The organism is Clostridium subterminale, assembly GCF_039521425.1.
In the GTDB taxonomy this organism is placed as follows: domain Bacteria; phylum Bacillota; class Clostridia; order Clostridiales; family Clostridiaceae; genus Clostridium_J; species Clostridium_J subterminale.
In genome coordinates, this window is record NZ_BAAACI010000005.1 from 74385 (window position 1) to 91141 (window position 16757).

Consider the following 16757-nt stretch of genomic DNA (forward strand, 5'->3'; position numbering starts at 1 on the left):
GGTGTAAATTATAGGAGGTCATGTATTATGAAAATTGCAGTAGTAGGATGTACACATGCAGGAACGGCAGCAGTAGTAAATGCAAAACAACTTTATCCAGATAGCGAGATTACAGTTTATGAAAGAAATGATAATGTATCTTTTCTTTCTTGTGGAATTGCTTTAAGTGTATCTAATGTAGTAAATGAACCAGAAAAATTATTTTATAATTCTCCAGAAAACTTAAATAACCTTGGTATAAATATGAGAATGAGTTATAATGTAACTGACATTGATATGGAGGAAAAGACAATTACAGCTACAAATTTAAAAACTGCTGATATAGTTAAAGAAAAATATGATAAATTAATTTTAACATTAGGATCATGGCCAATAGTACCTAATTTTGAAGGAAGAAACCTTAAAAACATATTACTATGTAAAAATTATAGTCATGCAAAAACAATTATAGAAAGCTCAGCTAAAGCCAAGAATGTAATTGTTGTAGGTGCTGGATATATAGGGGTAGAACTTGCTGAAGCCTTTGAAATAAAAGATAAAAATGTAACTTTAATAGATGCAGAAGAAAGAATAATGAGTAAGTATCTTGATGAAGAGTTCACAGATATAGCAGAGAAAGAATTTAGAAACCGTGGAGTAAAGTTAGCTTTAGGTGAAAAAGTTCAAAAGTTTGAAGGAGAAAATGGCAAAGTATCTAAAGTAATAACTGATAAAGGTAGTTATGAATCAGATTTAGTAGTACTTTGCATAGGATTTATACCGAGTACTAGTTTAGTAAAAGGAAAATTAGATACTCTTCCAAATGGAGCAATAATAATAGATGAATATATGAGAACTAGTGTTAAAGATGTATTTGCAGCTGGAGATTGTTGTGTTGTAGAATATAATCCAGCAAGGGATAAGAGATATATTCCTCTTGCAACTAATGCTGTAAGAATGGGAACCTTAGTGGCTAAAAATCTAGTAAATCCAACTCTTAAGTATATGGGAACCCAGGGAACTTCAGGAATAAAGATATATGATAAATGTATAGCATCTACAGGGTTAACAGAAGAGGTTGCTAAGAAAACTACATCTATGGATATTGACTCAGTAATGGTTAGTGAAAATCATAGACCAGAGTTTATGCCTACCTATAATGAAGCAACCATAAAACTTGTTTATGACAAAGCTACAAGAAGAATTCTTGGAGGACAGATTATTTCTGATGAAGATTTAACTCAACACATGAATACCCTATCTGTAGTAATACAAAATAACATGACTATAGAAGAACTAGCAATGACAGATTTCTTCTTCCAACCACACTTTAATAAACCATGGAGTTTATTAAATACTGTAGCTCTTAAAGCATTAAAATAATAAATAAATGTATTGTTTATAACTTTAAAATAACTCATCATAATTGTTATGATGAGTTATTTTTATAGTAAAATGTATTATACTTTATTAAATTCAATAAAAGTAATAACAGTTAAAGTTTCTACGAAATCTGTTTATTAGAGCTAGATTCATTGGATTTGCATTTATTATAAAAATTATTTAAAAAGTTAAATATATCTCCTGAATAAAATTTATCACTGGTCTTTTTATCCATTTTAGATAATAAGATTTGGCGTGTAATAATGTCATTTAAGTTAACTTCTTTACAATTTTTCATAATATCATACATTATCATAAAAGTAGTAGTTCTCTCAAGTCCTTCTTGACCATGGAAATGGAACCAACTGTTTTCAGGTTGATTTTTCACAACATCAATAAAATAATTTACCATAGCATCAGTAGGTATACTTTTATCTGTTACAGGGATACGAATATAAGATAATGAATAAGCCTTAGTTTGATCAGATTCATTTTGAATTTTTGAAGGTATTACAACATCTTTAAAACCCTCTAAAGAAATAGGTTTATTAAGTGGAATAGAATTTAACCTAGAGTTTTCATCAGCAATAATTTCATTTACTGTTAAACCTTTGTTTGCATCGTTATTTGCATTTCTCCAACTGACAGGAATACCATCAATAAATCCATGAGATTCTTCTCTTAAATCAATAACAGTTATTGGATAGTTTCCTATAGAGCTTTTCATTAAAGGTATTCCGGTTTTAGAAAATTGACCACTACCAGAAATATTAAGTTTGTCTAGACCAGATAAATTTATATTCTCTGAGGGAGTAATTTGATCTGTGCTCTTACGAAAATATTTTGGTAACTGATTAGCAGTTGGAGAATCTATTGTTAAGGTTACAGTTGAAATAGGAGTAGCATAAGATATAACAGAACTAAAAGACATCATTATAGATAAAAGTATAGTTAAAGAAACAAATAAATTTATTTTGTTAAATTTTCTCATGTGTAGACACCACCTATATAGTATTTAATTAGCATCTATTATAATTTTACCTATGACATTCTAAATTATTCATAGTAAAATATAGTTATTATTTTATATATGATAATATAGAACTATAAGACTATGTATATATTTAACTATGAAACTATATAACTATTTAACTAGTTGTTTTGTTCATGCGGGTTTCAGAGGTTTTACTATTTAAATAGCATTATGTGTTTATGAATTTATGGAAAATTCTAGGAGGGGATTTAGTGAATATAACATTAATGACAGTAGGAAAAATAAAAGAAAAATATTTAAGAGATGCTATAGATGAATATTCTAAGAGATTATCAAGATACTGTAAGCTTGAAATAATAGAACTTCAAGATGAGAAAACACCAGATAATGCATCGGAAAAGGAAGAACTTCAAATAAAGGATAAAGAAGGCCAAAGCATATTATCAAAAATAAAAGATAATGCTTATGTTGTAGCCATGGATTTAAAAGGAAAGCAAATTTCATCAGAAGAATTTGCAGATTTCATAGGTAACTGTGGATTAGAAGGAAATTCTAATTTAGTTTTTATAATAGGAGGAAGCTTAGGGTTATCAGAGCAAGTTATAAAAAGAGCTAATTACAAAATATGTTTTTCTAAAATGACCTTTCCACACCAATTGTTCAGAGTAATGCTTCTAGAACAGATTTATAGAGGATATAGGATAATAAAGGGTGAACCGTACCATAAATGATGTAGACTTACCTTGAAACTATTGATATGACAGGTTTTAGTATATGCTATAGTGGCCTAAACCCTATCATAAATTATTTAGAGACTTAATAACCTAAAGATGTACTTTAATAAAAAAGAAGTATGTGGTATAAAATTCATAATAATTATATAGTTGTAAGTGTATTAATATAAGAAGTTATGGTGCTAGATTAGGACAATACTCAATATGTTTTGCACAACAAGCTAGGGAAAGTAGTTTAACATAATAAGGAGAGCTATCTAATGAAAGATAAATTCATTATAGCTCTAGAAAATAATGATTTAGATGAAATGAGGAAAATTCCAAAAGGTGATTTGCACAATCATATTACTAGAGATGGAAATAAGAGATATATTCAAGATTGGGCTGGAAAGCAGATACCTAAATGCTAAAGTTTAAAGATCTCAATGATATGAATAAGTGGAATGCGCAAAACATTAAACCTTTATTATTTGGTAGGCAAGGCTATGAGAAGAAAATCCGATAAGGGTATTAAATATAGATTAAGCAGTAATAAATTTGAAAAATTGTACTTTTTAACTGTTACGTGAACGGTACAATAAATAAATGAGGTTCTTAAATGTATATTATACCTGAATGATAAGTTTAGTACTTTATTTTATTAAAATAAAGCATATTAACTATTTTTTATAAATTTAATTATAGTTCTTAAATTTAAATAATAGAATCTTCCTAAAGTTAACTTTTGAATTATGATGGAATTTAAAGCAATAATAAAAAGTATAAAATGAACAATCTGTATATTGGTCAAGTTCTTATCCTATACTATGCTTAGAAGAATAAATGATTGCGGTATAGGAAAGAAGGGATTGTAATTGCATAAAAAATTGAAGGTATATGTACTTGTTTTATTAACAATGCTAATAACTATTTTTTCATCTTTTACAGTAAGTAAAAATGTAGTAGCTGAAGGTCCTGATGAAAATAAAGTAAATCTTGTCTTAGATTCGTTAACTTCCGATAATATTCTACCTAAAAACTTTCGTAAAACTTCAGATTTAACAATTATAAAAGATAATAAAAATTTAAATCTTAACGGATTAGACAAATTAAATATTTCTGGAAGTCAGCAATTTTCTGAACACAACCTTTCACTTTTAATAAACGCTATAGGAACTTCATCACCAATAACGGTGGTGGATTTAAGGCAGGAATCTCATGGGTTTATTAATGGACTTCCAGTTAGCTGGGCAGATTCAAAAAATAACGCTAATACAGGACTAACTAGAGAACAGGTTTTAGCAGATGAAGCTAATAAATTAAAAAGTATTGAATTGAATGTTCCTATTACTTTTTATAATCATCCTGAAAAAACTATGGTACCAACAAAAGTTCAAGATGAAAATGAACTTGTTAGCTCTAAAGCTTTATCTTATAATCGAATACCAGTTAGAGACGGTGGAATACCTACTGATGATATGGTTGATTATTTTATAGAATTTATTAATGCTCAGCCTAAAGATTCTTGGTTACATTTTCATTGCAAACATGGTGTAGGAAGAACTGGCACCTTTATGATTATGTATGATATGATGAAAAACAATAAAGAGGTTAGTGCCGATGATATTATAAGGAGACAATTAGCGCTAGGAAACTATAATGAAAAGGCTATCCAATCTTTTTATAATAACGAAAGAATAGATTTTCTAAAAAAGTTTTATGATTATTGCAAAATAAATGGAGATAAATACAATATAAAGTGGAGTGAGTGGAAGAAAACTTCAAGCGTTAATGGAGCAGTAGCTTTTCATGCTGCTCCAATATTTAAGCTTTCCTCCAACTATATAAAAAATCCAATAATACCTAAGTTTTTATATGTTATATCCCAAGATACAATGACGTCCAGCGAGAAGACGATGGTAGCTAGCCTCCAAGGGATAGTTAATGGCCAGTGTTCTTCTCAAATATATACACTTAATTCTTATCAGCCTGATTATGAAATATGGCTGGAAGATTTAAAAAATAATTATAATGTATCTTATGAAATGCTTTCAGATCCCTGGAAATTATTAAATATATACAAAGACTATATAGATGGATATGTGCTTTATAATAATAGGGTATCAAAAGATCCTTCAATAAATAATGCTTGTTCTCTTGCTTCTTTAAATAAAGCAATAGCTATTGATGAGGTTATAGAGCCTAAATTAAGGAGAGAGGGTATAGTAAAAATTATTGGAGATTGTAGAAATACTGATGAAGCCTGGGCATATGATAACCTATGGGATAAAGGGTTAAATCATTCAATAGTAATTCAGCTTTCACCTGAAAAGGAAGCGCCATTAAGAGATTATGCTATAATGGCTAAGTGTTTAGTATTTTATGAAGATAGTATAGATAAAACAATCCTTAGAGATAAAATATTTTCTTCTATGCAAGATAACTCTATTTGTTTAGGCTGGGGGCCAGATGAGTTTATTAATGTTAGTACAGCTTCAAAATATGGCGTAAGTGTAGTTGCTGCAGACTGGTCTTATAATTTAACATCTTTAAGTGCTTTTCCATCACTGCCTGTCACTAAAAAATTCTCAGTATCACTTCCTAAAAAAAATGCACATTATGTTACCTTTATAATGTCTGATGGAGACAATCAACAATGGAATCTTGGAACAAACTATGGCTCTTCCAAATGGTTTGGTCATCCCAATAGAGCTAAACTCAATTTAGGCTGGTCAATGAGCCCTTCTATATATTATTTAGCGCCTACTGTTTTTAATTTATATTATAAAAGTATAAGCAATGAGAAAACTAATAATAACTTCATGGTATCCCCTTCTGGAAATGGGTATATTTATCCAAGTAAATTTGATCCAAGTAAATTAGACATATATATTAATGCATTAAATGATTATATGCAGAAGGTAGATGAAGAGTATGTGGCAATAATAGATGATTCAGCCTTCAATAACATTGAGCTTTGGAATAAGTTTACTAAAGGAGTTAGTATTCAAGGATTGTTCTATCTTGATTATCATAGACATGATAAGTATCAAGGAAAAATATTATGGTCTAATAATAAACCTATAGTATCTTGTAGAGATATACTTTGGAATAACCTGGAAAGTGAAGAAGAGTTAGTAAAAAAAATTAATGACAGAGTAAATTCAGGTGAGATAAATGTATGCAGCCAAGAGGCATATACTTTTGTTTATGTTCATGTTTGGAGCAAAGGTGTTAATGATGTTGAAGCGGTTATTAGAAGACTAAGGGAAAATCCTGATGTAATAATAGTTCCTCCAGAAGCATTTATGGAATTGATAAGGAAAAATGTAAAGTACTAGATGGGTAAAATTCTTGGACTAGACATTTTATATGAAATTAGGAGAGTACAGAACAATCGTTAATGTTACTTAATGTGTGAAATGTCTACGGTATACCCGTTACGGTGAACCGTACCATAAATAAATGAGGTTTTGGCTTAAGCCCAGTTACATTACCTAACTAAGGCTATTTTTGTGCGTGAAAAACTGTATCACAAACAATAACACATTTACAAAATATGTTATTATAAAAAACAAGCAATTTTTACGTGCAAGATAAATAGGATTTGGGTGGAGACTTAGTTATGAAAAAATATTATAAATTTCAATTTAGCAAATAGATTAATACAATGGAATTGCAGATAAGCCACATCAATTTTACTTTAAATTGATGTGGCTTTTTTAACTACCTATTTTATACTTCTATATGAATTTTGCGAGTTAATTGTTGACGGTGAACCGTATCACAGATGAGGTAGACTTCCACTAAAAGCCATGATTTGATTAGTGTTAAGACACTAAAGTTATTAAAGTGCATTAAAAAGTGCTAATCTTTAAGGGAGTGGCACTTTTTTTATCTCTAGTTTTATATCAGAATAAAAAGCTAATTTACAAAAAAGCAAAAGATGTCCTTAAAGTATTAATACTATGCATTATAATTAAATTACGTTGCAACGGGGAGTGAGTTTTATGAGTTATGTTGAATATCTGCAGAAATCCATAGATTACATTGAAGAGAATATTAAGCAGCCTATCACAATTGAAGCTTGTGCTGAGGTTGCAGGATTCTCAAAATATCACTTTTACAGGCTATTCACCTTATTTGTTGGAGTTCCATTAATGGAATATGTGAGAAAGAGACGACTAGCTTACGCAATGCAGGATGTGAACAGAGGAAAACGTATTATTGATATTGCGCTTGATTTTGAATATGGCTCAGAACGGGCATTCCGAAGAGCATTTCAAAACGAGTATGGCGAATCACCAGCTAAATTTAGGAACAAGCATTATGCTATACCAGAAAAACCAATACTTAAAGAAAATAAATCTATAATTTGGGGAGGAATAAATATGGAATATAATTTTAGTGATGTAAGGATTGAAAAACTGGATACTATGTATGTGGCAAGTTCATGTGTAGTCAGCGATAATCCTGAGGCAGACGTAATAAATTTTATGACAGAATGGATGGAAAACAATAATATTGACATTAAATCAAGACAATTCGGATTCGATGTTCCTGTTTCAGAAGAGCAAAGCCAGAAGTGTCTTAGAGGATATGAGTATTGGGTAAAAGTAAAAGATAATAATAATATATCTGAAGGAGTGAAACTGAAAAAAATAGATGAATGTGATTATGCGATTTTAAGAATAACAAACCCGTTTTCAAATCCATTTGAAGTTATACCTGCCGGATGGAGGAGATTAGCGGAGTGGGTAAGACTAAATGGATATATGCCCGATTGCAGTAAAAGTAAAGTCTATAAGGAACGATACTGGCTTGAGGAAAAGCTTGAGGAAAATGGTGCTACGTACTTGGACCTCTATTTTCCACTAAATTAATTTCACTTAATGTATTACTTTAAAGGTTCTACGTAATAACCGTTACGGAGAACCGTACCATAAGTGAGCCTCCAAATTTTATATTTGGTTAGGTGAACTTACTCATTCGAACGCATGAGAGAAGGATTTTCATTTAACTTAAGCTATAGTTTGCCTAAGACTATTTTTTTAGGTGAAAATACCGTATCATAAGAAAGAAGGATATTTAAATATAGTATAATTAAAACTTATTATGTGTCCTCATTACTTTCTTAACTTGTTTTGTTGAAAGAATCATTGCAATCATATAAAGTCCTACATCAAAATAAGAAAATATATATAAGTTTATCAATAGATACTCTTATATAATTTTGTGCAAAATATAGATATACTTGTAGATCGGAAGTGAGAAAATGAACCATAAAATACAAAGAATTAATAGCTATGAGGATGATAGGTTTGATAAAGATATCTTAAATCAGCATGGTGCTTTTATTGTTGATGAAAAGTATAAATGCAGCTTTAAAATAATAAATAAAGATTCTGCAATTGTATTCTTTGATAAGGAGATTGATGTGTTTCAATTGATAGATGAATTTAGATTTTATTCTGAGCACATTATTAATTTCTATGACAAAAGTATGAAATTAATAAAAGCTTTTACACCTATTAATATATTTCATATAACTATTAAAGATATTCAGCCTTCACAGTTTTTCGTGGATATAGACAAAGTTAAAGCTGTAGAGTCTTTTATAAAGAGTGGAGAAGATATTACTGTTCCTTTAGCAAAAATAAAGGATTCTTTTATATCTTTGGATGGACATACTAGACTTTATTATGCAGTAAGTAAGGGGTATTCCAAAGTAAAAGGATATCTGACAGAACCAGGTGATTATCTAGAGGGCTTTGTAGAAGAAGCAAGGAAAAGAAAAGTTTATTCACCCTATGATCTTGAATTAATATCCCATGAAGAATATAAGATAAAGTGGTATAAGTTTTGTGATGGCTTTTTCAGTGAAAGGGAATAAAAGATTGAAAGCTTTAATGTAATCTGACAGTAGATTTTATTGAGATAATAAGATATTTGTTATTAGTTAACTGCATTACTTTTCAAATTAAATTATTATATTTAGTATATTATGAAAAGGAGTAGTTAGAATCAACACCTTTTACAGACTTTAAATCTTTAAATACTTTTGTTATTTTATCAATCCTTAATTCTATTTTCAATCCTTCTAAAAAAATGAATAAACCCTTGTCTTATCATTAGTCTATCAATGATAGGACAAAGGTTTATTCACCTTTTATATAGGTTTTATAAAGAGTTTGGTAAATTAATATTAAAGGTTGTATGACTATTTACGCTTTCTGTTTCTAATGTTTCACCATGGCGCTTAACAATTTCTTTGGCAATAGCAAGTCCTAGTCCTGAGTCTGATAATTAATGACTAATATTAGCTGTTGGATATAGTGTAGTTCCTCCAATTGAAACATTTATTTCATTTGTCAATGGAACATTATATTCATTAATAACTGTTCTCCACCATTCCCAAGCAAGACCTGTACACTCTCTTGCAAAAATTCTTATATTTTTTGTATTAGCTGGAAGTGGAATTACTGTAGAGTAATGAGCTGTTTTGTCCTCCCAACTTCCATCCCATGTTTTATGTTCCAGTACTTCTTGTCCATTCTCATCATAGGAAAATTCATCCCAAGATATATCGAACTGAGCAACATATGCACCGTAATGGTCAAGATTTATTTTTCCTTTAGAATATTCAGTAGATGTAGTTTCAATATAATCAGTTTTGTTATGAACTGCTGCAACTGAATTATCTTTTAAGAAGACACTTGTATATGATATAGGATATGCTGGATTTTTAGGATTAAATTCAGCATTATTTTTAATTACATTTCGTATTTCTTCAAAATCCTTTGTAATAATCTTGTTATGCTCTTTAGAATCTCCACCTAATACAACAGCAGTATATGAGCTTTCTTCCAAAATATCATTATATTTTGATTTAGCCTCTACGCTATTATCATTAAGCAATGCTTTAAATGCAGCTTGTACATCCTTGCTTTTAGAGGTTGTTTCTAATTTAACATAAATTGTTCTACCATAGGCTACATTTGATACCATAACAGGTGGTGCTGAATTACTTACTCCTTTACGCGTTAACTCTTTAAAAGTAACGCTATCATCAAAAAGATTTGATGGATTGTTAGGAAGCTCTGCACTTACGGTATAAAATATTTGCTTATATGCGGCAACCATAACTTTCTTTTCTCCATTTGAAATTGCATCAAAATCAATTCCAAGTGAACCATTCATAACTTTAGCGTTAACATTCAGAGCACTTGATAGCTGAGATTTGCTATAAACCATAGATTCTGAGTACTGCATTCTTGCAGGCAGTGTATGTGTTGTTGAGTATTTCTCATTCCAAGTAGATATTAACCCATCTATTTCTCCAGACACATTAGCATATGTTGGATTTTCAACTATTACTGTATTCTCTTTTTTCATACCTGGTAAATCTATACTAATATTTAAAGGTTTTCTTTTACACACCAATAAATTAGGTTGGTTTTCAACAAAACCATTATCGGCAAGTTGTAATGCTCCAGGATATGTGCGATCAGTCATAGAATCAATAATTGAAATGTCTACTGGCGAAGTTGTAAGTGATTTCTTATTGCGTTCAATTACTACAAATTTTCCTTTTGATCCTAAGCCTTCTTTTGGAACAAAACTTTCTATACTATCACCATTTGATGCCAGGATTTGATTTCTATCATAATTTAAGTTTGCTATACCGCTATCAATTTCTTCTGAGGGACTTGGTTGGCTCACTGATTTAGCTGTAGGTCCTTCAGCAAAGATGATAAGTGGCTGTTGAATAATGCAAAAACTAACTAACAAGCATATCAATAATTTAAATTTCTTTGTATAATTTAAGAATTTCACACTAGTTGCCCCCTTTTTAAATATATTAATAAATGCTCTTTATGAACAAATATTGTTATTTTTGCTATTGTTTTATATTTGTATATATTATACAATACATTTTCTGTATAATCAATGTTAATTTTGTATCAATGTTTTTTAAAATTCAAATATATTTTTATTTCTATTAACTACATGTAAATTTTATAATGAAATAACATAATTTTCATGATAAGATTTGTATATAGGCATTTGAAAGAGGTGAAACTCATTATGAGAAACAAACTAGGTAACTACTCAGTGCAGTTAATGTAATCTGATAGCAGATTGTACTGAGATAATAAGATATTTGTTATCAGTTAACTGCATTACTTTTCAAATTAAATTATCATATTTAGTATATTATGAAAAGGAGTAGTTAAATGAATAGAGAAGAGTTTAAAAATTATTTAAAAAATGAGGAAAAGCAGGTGTTTCAAGGATGGGATTTTTCGTATCTTGATGGTAGATGGGATGGAGAACATATACCGTGGGATTATGAAAAAATATTATTGTCTTATTTAAAAGCAGAACATAGGCTTTTAGATATGGGGACAGGAGGAGGAGAATTCCTACTTACTTTGGACCATCCATTTTATAATACGGCTGTAACAGAGGCATATCCACCTAATGTTGCAATTTGTCAGGAGAAACTGAAACCACTTGGGATAACAGTTAGGCAGGTATTTGATGATGCAGTATTGCCATTTGAAGATGCTTCTTTTGATATAATAATTAATAGGCATGAATCCTATGATATTAGTGAAGTTAATCGAATATTAAAGACAGGTGGGTGTTTTATTACTCAACAGGTAGGTGTAAAAAATGATGTTGATTTATCAGAAAAGTTAATCAATAATTTTAAGCCATCATATCCTACTCATGACTTGAAGCATAATATTAAAGCTTTTAAAGATAACGGATTTGAAATTCTTCAATCTGAAGAGTCATTTACTCCTATACGTTTTTATGATACAGGAGCGTTGGTATACTTTGCAAGGATAATAGAATGGGAGTTTCCGGATTTTTCTGTTGATGCTTGCTTTGAAAACTTATGTAAAGTAGAAAGAGAATTAAATGAGATTGGGTATATAGAAGGAACAGAGCATAGATTCCTTGTTGTTGCTAAGAAATTAGAAATGTCTAATAAGACAGGAAATATTTTACTTAATTATTAGAATAAGAAGTATTTTTATTTATAGATTACTCACTTGAGTGAGATAGGATGAATTGTACCATAAATAAATGCTAAATTTACGAAAGTTTAATAATAAATGATTTAAAAAAATTAACTCCAACCTTGAGTAGGCTGGAGTTTTTTGTGTGTATAAAATTATATTGTAATAAACCTTTGTTTTTTTATATTAATTTGATATAATATAAATTTATGGTAGTAAAATTACATATATTTAAATACACTTGTTAGTTTAGATTGCTATAGCGTGTGATAAATGAAGAATATTACTAAAGTAGGGGGCAACTTAGGGTGAATAAAATTTTTTCTTCGTTAAAATGCTTAGGACTTAATTATGAAGACGATATAGAATTATACACAAAGAAAGAAGATAAATACGATGAGGAAACAAAAGATAAAAAATCAACAAAAGTTGATATAAATACATTACTTTATGATAAGAAGGTTACTTGTCCAGTTTGTTTAAAAGCTTTTACATGTAGAGTTGTAAAGGCATATGTTCCCAAAATGAAATCAAAAGATACAGATGCTTTTATAAGATATGAGGGGGTAAATCCATATTTTTATGAGGTATTGGTATGTCCAACATGTGGATATGCAGCATTAAAAAATGATTTTCAGAAAATACAATCCTATAAACGTGAAGTTATACTTGTAAAGATAGGCAATCAATGGCAAGGGAAAGAATATCCTCAAATTTATGATGAAGAGATCGCAATTGAACGTTATAAGATTGCGTTACTAAATGCAGTTCTAGGGGAATTCAAAGATAGTACAAAGGCCATACTCTGTTTGAAAATTGCATGGATGTATAGGCTTTTAGAAAAGAAAGAAGATGAGAGAGAATTTTTAGAAAAAGCACTTCAAGGATTTGTTATTGCTTATGAAAATGAACGAACTCCAATATATGGATTGAGTATTTATTCTTTACAGTATATTATAGGTGAGTTATATAGAAGAATAGGGGACTATACAAATGCAAAACTATGGTTGGGAAGAGTTATCTTAAGCAAGGCAGATCAAAAACTTAAAGATAAAGCTAGAGATATGAGAGATTTGACAAAAGAATTAGAGATAAAAGTAAATGAAGCTACTTGTGAATAGAGACATATGATTGTATATTAATAAGGTATTTAAAAGACTTGTGGTCAACTACTACAAAATATTTAGATTTTAACTAATATTATAATAAAGCCTATAGTTTAATTTTGTGAAAACTATAGGCTTTATTAAATTCTTTATATATTAACCAATACCACCATATATTAGTCCTAAAATTATTACAATAATAGTTGTTGGTACGAAAACATATTTTCCAAAATTCATAAACCACATTCCAATTTTATATTTTGAACCTAAATTTAACTGAGCTAGAGTTTCATTTCTATCAAGTATGTAGAAGAATACAACAGCAGTTATTAATGCTCCCAATGGAGATAGCACTATAGTAATAAAGTTTGTGAAATTGTTAAATAAAGAACTGCTTAAACTTAATGGTATAGCTAGTATAAAAGCTAAAGTAGCTGTAATATAAGTAGTTTTCTTTCTACTCCAATTAGTTAAATTCATAATTGCTTCTACAGGTCCCTCTAACATAGCTATTGAGGATGAAATAGAAGCAAAAATAATACTTAAGAAGAATAAAGAACTTACTACTTGTCCTAATTTCATAGTCTGGAATATATTTGGTACAGTTACAAATAGTAAAGCAGGTCCAGAAGTAGGATTTAGATCTAAAGCAAATACTGCAGGCATTATTACAAAGGCAGCAAGTATAGCAGCCAGAGTATCAAATGATGCTGTAGTGATAGCACAATTAGGTATATCAAAATTTTCATCTGTATAACTACCACACATAACCATACAACATCCTGTTAAAGATACTGTGAAAAAGGCTTGTCCTAGAGCCATAACCCAAGTACTTGGGTTTAAAAGGTAGGACCAATCAGGAGTAAGAAGATACTTTACACCTTCTATTGAACCTGGTAAACTTAATGATTTACCAATTAGAAGTATAAATATAATAAATAATAAAGGCATAATTATTTTATTTATTTTTTCTATACCCTTAGAAATTCCAAAACTAACTATTACTAAGGTTATAAGAACAGCTAAACCATGCCAAAATACTGCAATATTATTATTTATAAAAGTAGTGAAGTAAGACTCTGTATTTATAGTTAATATTTCACCAGTTAAACTTATGAAAAGGTATTTTAATACCCAACCAATAACAACTGTATAGAACATAAATATACCAGTTAGTCCTAAGGTCGGAATTATAGATATAATAGAGCCATGTTTAATATTTTTTTCTTTGAATATCTTTTGAAGAGCACCCATTGATCCTACCCTAAACTGTCTACCAAAGGAAAACTCAGCAATTAAACCAATTGTTCCAAGTAGCACTACGAAAATAAAGTAGGGTATTAGGAATGCAGCACCGCCATTTTCACCTAATTTATAAGGGAACATCCATATGTTTCCTAACCCAACGGCAGCTCCAACACATGAAAGAATGAAACCAAAGTTACTAGAGAATTTTTCTCTTTTTTTAGTATTTTGCAATTTTAATTACCTCCTAGAAATATGATATAAAATATTTATAATAATAAAAAAGACTCATAGATTACACTATGAGACCCTTAACCTAGGATATAAAAAAGCCTCATAGTTTATCTATGAGGCTAAATTTATTGCAACATAAACTCTTTAGCTATCATAGATACAAAACACTCCATTGGTGTGGTTTGTATCTATAATAATTGTTATATAGACACAAACCTATCTAAAAAAGCTAAAGAAAAAGCTATTATTTAATTTTGAAATTGATAGGTTTGTTTTAAAATTCATAATCTTATCTCCTAATACGATATTTTATGTAATGTATCATATCATTGAAAAAAGTAGAAGTCAATAGATAGACACAGAATATATAGTTATAGGGTTTATAGGTATGAATGAAATATAGAAGAGTGGAATTAAAAATGATATAATAAATTATATGAAAATATAGTAATTATTTACAATGATTCTATTATAATAGTATTACTATAAATTAGGAAGTGGGATTATAGTCAATATGAGAATTAAAAGGAGAAGGTTAAGATAATGAATACGAGAATTGAAAACAAATTAGATATATTTGCAGATTATACAATACAATTAGGTAAAGTACTGAAATGGGATTATAGGTTGTCACATATGTTATGTTCAATGCTATATACCAATGAGGAACGTATATTAGATGCAAATCGTATAAAGGAAATGAGAGATTACATTAAAAAGAATACGTCAATATTTTCTAGTTTTAAAGGAACTACTCTCCCAATAATAGCAACAATGTTATCTTTAGATGAAAGTCCAGAAAGACTCTTTACTAAAACTCAATTGTTATATGATAAAATGAAACAACAAAATTTTCGTGGTTCGGAGTATCTTACCATTGCGGCAATGCAAGTTGCTAAAATAAAAATTGAGTCTGAGCATGACAGGGTTATTAATCGCATGAAGGAGTTTTATGATAAATTACGAAAAGTACATCCATTTTTAACAAGTACAGATGATTATATTTATGTTGCAATGGTTGCAATGACAGACATTGATTTGGACTTGGCTATCAGACGTGTAGTAACTATAGAAAATAGACTAAAGCCAATCCTTGGTGGTGGAAATGATATGCAGGCCTTGGCACTTGTGTTACTTATTACGGATAATGATGATGATGAATTATGCAGTAAAGTTTTAGAGCTCTATAAGTGCTTGAAGGATAAAAAATATAAATTACACTATAACGGAACAATGTCAACTCTTGGAGTTCTTGCCATGACATCTAGTAATATGTACCTCATAGCAGAAGAATTAGTGAATGGTGCAGAATATTTAAAAGATAAAAAAGGGTTTGGAGCATTTTCCATTGGTAAAGTGCAACGTGCTATGTTTTCTGCAAACTTTGTAGCACTTCAATATGTTGGTGATATGAAGAATAATCTATTAGAGGGAACCATATCTAATAATATTACTAATATTATTATTGCACAACAGATGGCAACCATTGCTGCAACGATGGCAGCAACCTCAGCAGCAAGTTCAGCAAATTAAAATATAAATATATGTGTAACCGTCTATACACATAAAGAACCCGGTGAGGGAAATAACTACCTTCACCGGGCATTTTTTTATTTTGCTATTTTCATATTTTACTACGCTTATACTTATAATTAGTGAAATGATATACAATAACTGAAACAACAATGATTCCAACAGCAATACCTAAGGCTGTTTTAAGTGTATTAAGAGCATAAATATCAAAATTTGTTTTATTTCCCATTACAGCATAACTCATAGAATAGTATAAGCTACCACCAGGTACAAGTGGTACGATAGATGGCAATAGAAATACAGTTGTAGGTGCTTTATGAAGTCTAGCTAAAACTTCGGAATATGTAGTAGCCAAAATTGCAGCTATCATATTAGATATAAATATATCATTGAAATAATAAAAAGAAAGTAGATAGATACACCAAGTAATAATACCTCCAATAGATGCATACAGTATCCTTTCCTTTTTTATATTAAATAATAAGGCAAATCCAAGGCTACCTATGTAAGCAGTAATGATTTGAATTAAATACTTCAT

At 29.5% G+C, this 16757-nt stretch carries 13 protein-coding genes; 9 read left to right on the top strand and 4 right to left on the bottom strand.

Going from position 1 to position 16757, the window contains the following annotated elements; all coding sequences use genetic code 11:
• Positions 1 to 27: 27 nt before the first annotated feature.
• The gene (locus ABDZ93_RS07920) at positions 28 to 1362 is read left to right on the top strand and encodes an FAD-dependent oxidoreductase (RefSeq protein ID WP_343825279.1); all 1335 of its coding nucleotides are present in this window, start codon (positions 28 to 30) and stop codon (positions 1360 to 1362) included.
• 121 nt (positions 1363 to 1483) lie between these two features.
• Here ABDZ93_RS07920 and ABDZ93_RS07925 read toward each other — a convergent pair whose 3' ends face one another.
• Positions 1484 to 2353 (bottom strand): fused DSP-PTPase phosphatase/NAD kinase-like protein, encoded by an 870-nt coding sequence (locus ABDZ93_RS07925; RefSeq protein ID WP_343825281.1) that lies wholly within the window; start codon positions 2351 to 2353, stop codon positions 1484 to 1486.
• 254 nt (positions 2354 to 2607) lie between these two features.
• On the opposite strand from ABDZ93_RS07925, the gene rlmH reads away from it, so the two are divergent.
• The 5 genes from rlmH (at position 2608) to ABDZ93_RS07950 (ending at position 8962) form a co-directional block, all read left to right on the top strand.
• On the top strand, positions 2608 to 3087 hold the full coding sequence (rlmH, locus tag ABDZ93_RS07930) for a 23S rRNA (pseudouridine(1915)-N(3))-methyltransferase RlmH (protein ID WP_343825283.1): 480 nt from the start codon (positions 2608 to 2610) through the stop codon (positions 3085 to 3087).
• Between the two features lie 263 nt (positions 3088 to 3350).
• Positions 3351 to 3500 carry a hypothetical protein gene (locus tag ABDZ93_RS07935; RefSeq protein WP_343825285.1) on the top strand — a complete coding sequence of 50 codons (150 nt, stop codon included), beginning with the start codon at positions 3351 to 3353 and terminating at the stop codon, positions 3498 to 3500.
• Positions 3501 to 3944: 444 nt separating this feature from the next.
• Positions 3945 to 6410, top strand: coding sequence for a GxGYxYP domain-containing protein (locus tag ABDZ93_RS07940; RefSeq protein WP_343825287.1), 2466 nt, complete (start codon positions 3945 to 3947; stop codon positions 6408 to 6410).
• A 669-nt stretch (positions 6411 to 7079) separates the two neighbouring features.
• Positions 7080 to 7952, top strand: coding sequence for a helix-turn-helix domain-containing protein (locus ABDZ93_RS07945; RefSeq protein ID WP_343825289.1), 873 nt, complete (start codon positions 7080 to 7082; stop codon positions 7950 to 7952).
• Between the two features lie 392 nt (positions 7953 to 8344).
• A complete protein-coding gene (locus ABDZ93_RS07950; RefSeq protein WP_343825291.1) occupies positions 8345 to 8962 on the top strand; it encodes a hypothetical protein in 618 nt (205 codons plus the stop codon).
• 413 nt (positions 8963 to 9375) lie between these two features.
• Here ABDZ93_RS07950 and ABDZ93_RS07955 read toward each other — a convergent pair whose 3' ends face one another.
• On the bottom strand, positions 9376 to 10905 hold the full coding sequence (locus tag ABDZ93_RS07955; RefSeq protein ID WP_343825293.1) for a thiol-activated cytolysin family protein: 1530 nt from the start codon (positions 10903 to 10905) through the stop codon (positions 9376 to 9378).
• A gap of 401 nt (positions 10906 to 11306) precedes the next feature.
• Here ABDZ93_RS07955 and ABDZ93_RS07960 point away from each other — a divergent pair, with 401 nt between their 5' ends.
• The gene (locus ABDZ93_RS07960; protein ID WP_343825295.1) at positions 11307 to 12101 is read left to right on the top strand and encodes a class I SAM-dependent methyltransferase; all 795 of its coding nucleotides are present in this window, start codon (positions 11307 to 11309) and stop codon (positions 12099 to 12101) included.
• Positions 12102 to 12409: 308 nt separating this feature from the next.
• Entirely contained in the window at positions 12410 to 13222 is an 813-nt protein-coding gene (locus ABDZ93_RS07965; RefSeq protein WP_343825297.1) for a DUF2225 domain-containing protein, read from the top strand.
• A gap of 141 nt (positions 13223 to 13363) precedes the next feature.
• Here ABDZ93_RS07965 and ABDZ93_RS07970 read toward each other — a convergent pair whose 3' ends face one another.
• Positions 13364 to 14686 (bottom strand): sodium-dependent transporter, encoded by a 1323-nt coding sequence (locus tag ABDZ93_RS07970; RefSeq protein WP_343825299.1) that lies wholly within the window; start codon positions 14684 to 14686, stop codon positions 13364 to 13366.
• A 543-nt stretch (positions 14687 to 15229) separates the two neighbouring features.
• Here ABDZ93_RS07970 and ABDZ93_RS07975 point away from each other — a divergent pair.
• Positions 15230 to 16219 (top strand): DUF4003 family protein, encoded by a 990-nt coding sequence (locus ABDZ93_RS07975; RefSeq protein WP_343825301.1) that lies wholly within the window; start codon positions 15230 to 15232, stop codon positions 16217 to 16219.
• Positions 16220 to 16310: 91 nt separating this feature from the next.
• Here the strand turns inward: ABDZ93_RS07975 and ABDZ93_RS07980 are convergent, their stop codons facing one another.
• Positions 16311 to 16757 carry a threonine/serine exporter family protein gene (locus ABDZ93_RS07980; RefSeq protein WP_343825303.1) on the bottom strand — a complete coding sequence of 149 codons (447 nt, stop codon included), beginning with the start codon at positions 16755 to 16757 and terminating at the stop codon, positions 16311 to 16313.

Coding starts and splice junctions, on each gene's coding strand:
- ABDZ93_RS07920 (WP_343825279.1), top strand. CDS start 28: ATGAAAATTGCAGTAGTAGGATGTACACATGCAGGAACGGCAGCAGTA.
- ABDZ93_RS07925 (WP_343825281.1), bottom strand. CDS start 2,353: ATGAGAAAATTTAACAAAATAAATTTATTTGTTTCTTTAACTATACTT.
- ABDZ93_RS07935 (WP_343825285.1), top strand. CDS start 3,351: ATGAAAGATAAATTCATTATAGCTCTAGAAAATAATGATTTAGATGAA.
- ABDZ93_RS07945 (WP_343825289.1), top strand. CDS start 7,080: ATGAGTTATGTTGAATATCTGCAGAAATCCATAGATTACATTGAAGAG.
- ABDZ93_RS07950 (WP_343825291.1), top strand. CDS start 8,345: ATGAACCATAAAATACAAAGAATTAATAGCTATGAGGATGATAGGTTT.
- ABDZ93_RS07960 (WP_343825295.1), top strand. CDS start 11,307: ATGAATAGAGAAGAGTTTAAAAATTATTTAAAAAATGAGGAAAAGCAG.
- ABDZ93_RS07975 (WP_343825301.1), top strand. CDS start 15,230: ATGAATACGAGAATTGAAAACAAATTAGATATATTTGCAGATTATACA.
- ABDZ93_RS07980 (WP_343825303.1), bottom strand. CDS start 16,757: ATGAAGTATTTAATTCAAATCATTACTGCTTACATAGGTAGCCTTGGA.